We start from the raw sequence: 274 nt of genomic DNA, 5'->3' as shown, positions 1-274 counted from the left end.
CATGGCCCTGACCAATAAGTTGCGTAAGCGCCCGCCGGTCAAGGCAACTGTCCGGCGGACACAGTTGATCACCACTTACGGTGTGGGAGCAATTCTTCCGGTCGAGTCCGAAAGCTTTATCGTCGCGGGACTGGACCACTGGAAGCCTCGGCCGGAAGACGTGGTCGATGAACCTCGGCTGTGCAGCCTGCTGGGTGTGAGTCAGCTGTACTCTCCGCCAGGCGGTGACGGCGGATCCACAGTTCCTATTGCTCGGTTTCCGGAATGGGTGTAC

Annotated in this window: 1 pseudogene; it reads left to right on the top strand. The window is 59.9% G+C overall.

Annotated features, from left to right (window positions below):
- Nucleotides 1-274 (top strand): annotated as a pseudogene (locus SB717_RS35660) (hypothetical protein); the annotation flags it as partial.

It is taken from the genome of Priestia sp. SIMBA_032 (genome assembly GCF_046535215.1).
Taxonomy (GTDB): domain Bacteria; phylum Bacillota; class Bacilli; order Bacillales; family Bacillaceae_H; genus Priestia; species Priestia aryabhattai.
Note: the sequence above shows the minus strand (reverse complement) of the source record. Positions and strands in the feature narration are given on the sequence as shown.